This is a genomic window from Terriglobia bacterium, from assembly GCA_020073185.1.
In the GTDB taxonomy this organism is placed as follows: domain Bacteria; phylum Acidobacteriota; class Terriglobia; order Terriglobales; family Acidobacteriaceae; genus JAIQGF01.
Genome location: JAIQFT010000105.1, coordinates 1 through 6068 on the forward strand (window position 1 = coordinate 1; position 6068 = coordinate 6068).

Below are 6068 nucleotides of genomic sequence, written 5' to 3' on the forward strand. Positions count from 1 at the left end.
TGCGCTCGGCCAAGGCCCGTACCTTGGAAGCTCTGGAGTCTGCCGTCGCCGAAGCCTTGGCGGCGGTAACGGCGGAGAACGCCTCCGCCTGGTTCGCCCATTGCAGTTATGGTCTACAGTAACTACGAAAATGGTCTAAGACTCACAACTCGCGATTCGGCTCCCAACACAGGATCCGCCACTGGTGCCTCGGTAGCAAAAACTAAAGGCACACGCGAATGCATGTGCCCTTGCGCTAACTCCTAACTCCTAACTCTATTTCTGATTCAGCCGGTTCAGCGCCGTGCGCGCCCGCTCATAATCGCTGGCCAGCGCCAGCGCCGCTTTGTACTCCGTCGCCGCGCCCGCCTTGTCGCCCTCTTTCTCCAGGATCTCGCCCAGCAGGTAGTGAGCTTGGAACGCCGGCGCCTCTTCCACCGTAGGCCCGTTGACCAGGTACTTGCGCACGAAATTGGCCGCGCCGACAAAATTCCGTCCCGCGCCGAACAGGATCTGCGCCGCGTCGAACAGCACGTTCGGGCGCTTCTTGTCCGCCGCCATGGCCGAGGTGATCGCCGCCTCCATCTCGCTCAGCCGCTTCTGCCGCCGGTAAAACGACGCCAGGTTCAGCCAGTAGCTGCCCTGGTTTCCGCTCGCCTGGATGGCCTTGTGGTACTCCTGTTCGGCAACGTCGAAGCGCTTGTCTTTTTCCGCGATGCGCGCCTGCAGCCAGTGCGCCGCCGCCTCGTCCTGCTGCGCTAGCGCTTCGGCCTGCTGCCTGGCTTTGCTCTTGCCGCCGCCCATGAACGCGGGCGCCTCGATGTAGAACTCCGCCAGGTCCGAACGTGCACTCACATTGGAGGCATCCAACTCCACCGCCCGCTCGAACTCCTGCCGAATTTTCTTGGTTAGCGTCGCCGCCGTGACGAAGCTGGAGTGGTCCGCCTTTTCCGCATACGCCCGCCCCAGCCACATGTGGTACTCGCTGTTGTTGGGCGCTATGCTTACCGCCTTTTCGCCGGCGGCGACCGCCCGGTCCCACTTCTGCATCGCGAAATAGCTGCGTGAAAGCAGGTTGTACGCTTCCGCATCGCGCGGAGAGTCCTTCAGACGGACATCCAGCGCCTTCACCGCGTCGTCAACCCGTCCCGCCGAGAGCATCTCGTTGATGCCCACCGCTACCGCCGCGCCGCCCGAAACCGCGGCCGACACGGGTGCGCTTTCGGCCCAGGCGCTTCCTCCCAGGCCCAGCATCAACGTAATTGCCAGTGCAATGGTCCTTTGCTTCATTCCTGAATCACCCTGACGGACATGTCCGGCTTCAAAGGTTGCTGGTCTTCGGAGCCCAACGCCACCTCGGCTTTCTCCGCCAGTCCCTCGGTAATCTCCATTCTGGTCAGGTTCGATAGCGCCGTTTGCACGTCCCGCCGTTTCAGTTCGCCATTCACGATCTGATATACGAAGCGCTTGCCGTCGTCCTGATGGATCGCCTCGCGCGGCACCGTCAGTGCAGAGTCATGTCTCGCCGTGACGATAGTTACATTAACGTTAATGTTGGGCAAAAGTTTCTCTTCCGGATTGTCCACAATACACGTGAACTGCCCCACGTTACGAGTTCCGAGAGTAACAACCGTGGTCGGCACCTGCGTTACCTTGCCATCCCAGGTCCGCTCCGGTCGCGCGTCCCAGGCCACCCGCACCGCCTGTCCCGGCTGCAGCTTGCCGATGTCCGGCTCATCGACGAAGGCGCGCAATTGCACCTGGGAGAGGTTCGCTACCTGCACCAGCAACTCGCCCGTCGCCACAAACTGTCCCGGCCGCACCGGCAGGTAATACACCATCCCGTCACGCGGCGCCCTCACATCGGTTTGCTGCAGCAGTTCCTGCGCTGCCGCATAGGCAGCCTTGGCGTCCTCTTCCTGCGCGCGGACTCTCTCCACCTCTGCCTTCGAATAGCGCGAATTCAGTTTCTGCTCCAGCAGGGAAATCTGCGCCTGCACCGTCTTCAGCCGGCTTTCCGCATCTTTGACTTCGCCGGCCGACGCCGCCCCGCGCTGCTGCAAGGCCCGCATCGCCTCCAGGTTGCGTTGCGCTGCCTCGCGCTCCGTTTTTGCCGTTGCCAATTGCGACTCGGTCGTCAAAACCTCTTCCCGCGTCCCGCCGTTCTTGACGGCGCTGAGATCGGCTTCCGCCGCGCGGATCTGCGCCATCGCCTTAGCCGCTTGCGACCGGAAACCTGCATTGTCCAACTCCACCAGCAACTGCCCCGCCTTGACGTGCTCGCCCTCGTGAACCAGCACGCGCTTCACCGCCGTTGGCGCGGGTGAGTGTGCCTCGAAGTTGTTGAGTGGCTCGATCTTCCCGTTGGTCTGGATGGTGGCGGTGATCGTCTCCCGCTCCGCCGTCGCGGCCCTCACCGGCACCTCCCGCCGCCGCGACATGAACGCCGCCAGGATGATCACGGCCACGGCGATGGCTACCAGGATCAGCCATAGCCGGTTGAGCCGCCGGTTCCAGCCCCCCTCCGAATTTTGCTGGCGCGCCATTAGGCAATTAGGAAGTATAACTTAACCGTAATACATTCACGGACATACCGTACCTATTCAGACACCGTTCCGCCGCAGAAGTTGCAGCCCCCGGCTTCCATCCTTCGCCGCTCAAGTTACTGAAGACTCGCAACCCAGAGCTGCCGACGAGAATTAGATGTTCTACCGCACCCGCTTGATTCCGGCGTCACGCCCGTTTTCCCATCGAGGCTCGTAAAATCCACATTCGGATCGGCAATTAGCCTGGGGTCCTCGACTGCGCCATGTGTGCGGGTCAATCGCTGACTCCTAACTCCTAACTCCTGACTCCTAACTCCTAAGTACTGATTGCTGAAAATCGCCCGCATATACAATGAAACGCGATGCCCAGCAAACCCCGCTACACCCCCGAACACGCCCGCTCCGGTCTCAACGCCAACTTTCCCGCGATTGAGACCTGGCCCAATCAGTTCCCGAAGTATGAGATCGTGATTGACGTCCCCGAGTTCACCTCCGTATGCCCTAAGACCGGCCTGCCCGACTTCGGCGTCATCACCATCCGCTACATGCCCGCCCAGCGCTGCCTCGAACTCAAGTCGCTGAAGGAATACCTGCTCACCTACCGCAATCTTGGCATTTTCCAGGAGAATATCGTCAACCGCATTCTCGAAGATATCGTTCGCGCCGCCCGTCCCGTCTGGGCCGAAGTCAAGGGCGACTTCAATCCCCGCGGCGGCATCGGCGCCACCGTCCTGGCCCGCTGGCCCCGCAGGAAGTAGCGTACGCACCGAGCGATCCGTTACAGAACATGTTCGATGAGACAGCCACTAGCCCTGACCACCGGCCACTCTGCTATATTCCCCACTCTCCCATGCCCCGCCCGCACCAGCATCCGGCCGCCGCTCTTGCCATCCTCACCGGCCTCAACTTCTTCAACTACGTTGACCGTTCTGTCCTGTTCGCCGTCCAGCCGCTGGTGCAAACCGAATTCCACCGTACCGACGCCGAATTCGGCCTGCTCACCAGCGCCTTTTTCTTCTGCTACATGTTCACCGCGCCTTTCATCGGCGCGCTTGCCGACCGCACCCAGCGGCGCGGCATCATGATTGCCGGCGCCCTTCTCTGGAGCGCCTCCACATTGCTTACCGCGCTGACCTACGATTTCCGTACCCTGCTCGTCCGCCACACCGTCGTCGGCATCGGTGAGGCGACCTTTGCCACCATCGCGCCTTCCTTCCTCGCCGACCTCTTTCCGGAAGCCAAGCGCGGCCGCGTCCTCGGCATTTTCTATATCTGCATCGGCTTGGGCACCGCCGTCGGTTACATTGTCGGGGGCAGCGTCAGCCACTTGTACGGCTGGCGCGCGCCTTTCTACGTCGCCGCCGTTCCCGGTTTCATTCTCGCCGCCGCGCTCGCATTCATTCCCGAGCCTCCGCGCGGCATGCAGGACACGCTTCCCGAAACGCGCGAGCGCGGCACCATCCGCGGCCTTGCCCGCAACGGCGCTTTCTGGTATGCCACCCTCGGCATGGCCTTGTGGACCTTTGGCGTCGGCGCCCTGCAGGTCTGGATGCCGACCTTCCTCTCCCGCATCCGTCACGAGCCTCTGGAGAAAGCCAACCTGATCTTTGGCGGCATGACCGCCTTCAACGCCGTCGTCGCCACCCTCATCGGCGGCTGGCTCGGCGACCGCGTGCTGCGCAAAAATCGCGGCGCCTATTACAGCGTGTCTTCCCTCACCATGCTGATCGCGGTCCCGGCCATGCTCGTCGCCATCACTAGCCATGGCGGCCTGATGTATCCTGCCATGTTCCTTACCGAATTCCTCCTGTTCCTCAACATGGCGCCCCTGAACGCCGCGGTCGTCAATTCCGTCGGCGCCCACATCCGCGCCACCGCCATCGCCGTCAATCTGTTCACCATTCATCTGCTCGGTGACGCTTTTTCGCCCACCCTCGTCGGCTTCATTTCCGACCGCAGTTCGCTGCAGACCGGATTTCTCGCCGCGGTGGTCGCCGTCGCCATTGCTTCCGCCATCCTGCATTACGGAAAGCGTTACGCACCGCCCATCAAGATCGACGAATCGCAGCCCGCCGGAGTCGCCCCATGATCGTCCTGTGGTGGATCTTCGGCCTTCTACTGGCATGGATCTGGCTCGACCGCCTGCGCGACGGCCTCAACCTGCGCCGCGTCGCCGATATTACCCACCCCGCATGGGACCATTTTCCGGCGGCTGATAACCGACAACCGAAAACCGAAAACCGAGAGCCGAAAACCGAAAACCCGTTTTCTCCCCGCGTCAGCATCATCATTCCCGCGCGCAACGAAGCGCTGCACGTGGAGGCCGCGCTCCACTCCGTACTCGCCCTCGACTATCCCGATTTCGAAGTCTTTGCGATTAACGACCGCTCCCACGACTCCACCGGCGAGATCATGGACCGTGTCGCCGCCCAGCACTCCGGCGCGCCGCCGCTGCACGTCCTTCACATCGCCGACCTGCCCTCCGGTTGGCTCGGCAAACCGCACGCCATGTGGACCGCCGCCGAGCGGGCCACCGGCGACTGGCTCCTCTTCACCGACGCCGACGTCAACTTCCGTTCCGACTGCCTCCGCCGCGCCATCGCCTACGCGGAACAGCAGCGCGCCGACCATCTCGTTCTCTTTCCCTCCTACATCCTGCGCAGCACGGGCGAAAAGATCATGCTCGGCGGATTTCAACTGCTGTTTATCTTCGGCCACCGGCCCTGGAAAGTTGACGACGCCGACTCCGCCGACTTCATCGGCCTCGGCCCCTTCAACCTCGTCCGCCGCACTGCCTATCAGGCAATCGGCACTTTTCGCGCCTTGGGCCTCGAAGTCATCGAGGACATGAAACTCGGCAAGCTGATCAAGCTCAACCGCCTCGCGCAGCGCAACGTCTTCGGCCCCGGCCTGCTGCCCTGGTCATGGGGAAGCGGCGCCTTCGGGCTGGTACGCAACCTGACGAAAAATCTTTTTGCCCTGATGCAATTCCGTCCCGCCAAAGCGCTGGGTGCCTCCGCGCTCTGGCTCTTCTTGAACCTCATGCCGCTGACCGGCGCCATCGTCGCGCCCGGCTGGGCCAGGCTTCCGTACCTTGCCGCGCTCGCCGGGCTCGCCGGCATCTACATCGGCATGGCGCGCCGCACCGCCGTCCCCGCCTGGACATTCCTGTTCCATCCCATCAGCGCGCTGCTGATCGTCTACACCATGCTGCGCTCGATGGCGCACACCCTCCGCTATCGCGGCGTCATCTGGCGCGGCACCCGCTATGAACTGGAAGAATTACGCAAGGGAATGGTGTAACGAATCGCTTCTGTGAGGCGCTCTGCTGGAATTGTCGAATTTACGAATTGCCGGTTGCGCTCGCCATCAATTCGTCAGTTCGCAAATTCTGCAATTCCTAAAAATGGGGTATCTACTTCACTCAGGTGACCCCAAGATGTAGTATGGCCTGCCATGGAGGATTATCCACGAAATCAGGCTGAATTTGAGGCCCGCTTTTCGACAGAGGCAGCTTGCCGAGAGTATCTGGTCCGGCTGCGG

The 6068-nt window shown here is 62.1% G+C and carries 5 protein-coding genes; 3 read left to right on the forward strand and 2 right to left on the reverse strand.

What is annotated here, in order from left to right:
- Window positions 1–255: 255 nt before the first annotated feature.
- Together LAN64_20285 and LAN64_20290 are read right to left on the reverse strand one after the other, a co-directional pair.
- Complete coding sequence (locus LAN64_20285) at window positions 256–1269, reverse strand: tetratricopeptide repeat protein (GenBank protein MBZ5570165.1); 1014 nt, start codon at window positions 1267–1269, stop codon at window positions 256–258.
- The gene (locus tag LAN64_20290; GenBank protein ID MBZ5570166.1) at window positions 1266–2525 is read right to left on the reverse strand and encodes an efflux RND transporter periplasmic adaptor subunit; all 1260 of its coding nucleotides are present in this window, start codon (window positions 2523–2525) and stop codon (window positions 1266–1268) included. Before LAN64_20290 ends, LAN64_20285 begins: the two co-directional genes overlap by 4 nt.
- A 362-nt stretch (window positions 2526–2887) precedes the next feature.
- Here LAN64_20290 and queF point away from each other — a divergent pair, with 362 nt between their 5' ends.
- From queF to LAN64_20305, 3 genes are all read left to right on the forward strand, one after another.
- Window positions 2888–3283: a preQ(1) synthase gene (queF, locus tag LAN64_20295; GenBank protein ID MBZ5570167.1), complete on the forward strand. Its 396-nt coding sequence runs from the start codon at window positions 2888–2890 to the stop codon at window positions 3281–3283.
- 92 nt (window positions 3284–3375) lie between these two features.
- Window positions 3376–4614, forward strand: a complete 1239-nt coding sequence (locus LAN64_20300; protein ID MBZ5570168.1) for an MFS transporter — start codon at window positions 3376–3378, stop codon at window positions 4612–4614.
- The gene (locus LAN64_20305; GenBank protein ID MBZ5570169.1) at window positions 4611–5828 is read left to right on the forward strand and encodes a glycosyltransferase; all 1218 of its coding nucleotides are present in this window, start codon (window positions 4611–4613) and stop codon (window positions 5826–5828) included. The genes LAN64_20300 and LAN64_20305 overlap by 4 nt, the downstream gene beginning before the upstream one ends.
- The last annotated feature ends 240 nt before the right edge of the window (window positions 5829–6068 follow it).

Excerpts from the sequence above, each read along its gene's own strand:
- LAN64_20285 (MBZ5570165.1), bottom strand. The coding sequence starts at position 1,269 with ATGAAGCAAAGGACCATTGCACTGGCAATTACGTTGATGCTGGGCCTG.
- LAN64_20290 (MBZ5570166.1), bottom strand. The coding sequence starts at position 2,525 with ATGGCGCGCCAGCAAAATTCGGAGGGGGGCTGGAACCGGCGGCTCAAC.
- queF (MBZ5570167.1), top strand. The coding sequence starts at position 2,888 with ATGCCCAGCAAACCCCGCTACACCCCCGAACACGCCCGCTCCGGTCTC.
- LAN64_20300 (MBZ5570168.1), top strand. The coding sequence starts at position 3,376 with ATGCCCCGCCCGCACCAGCATCCGGCCGCCGCTCTTGCCATCCTCACC.
- LAN64_20305 (MBZ5570169.1), top strand. The coding sequence starts at position 4,611 with ATGATCGTCCTGTGGTGGATCTTCGGCCTTCTACTGGCATGGATCTGG.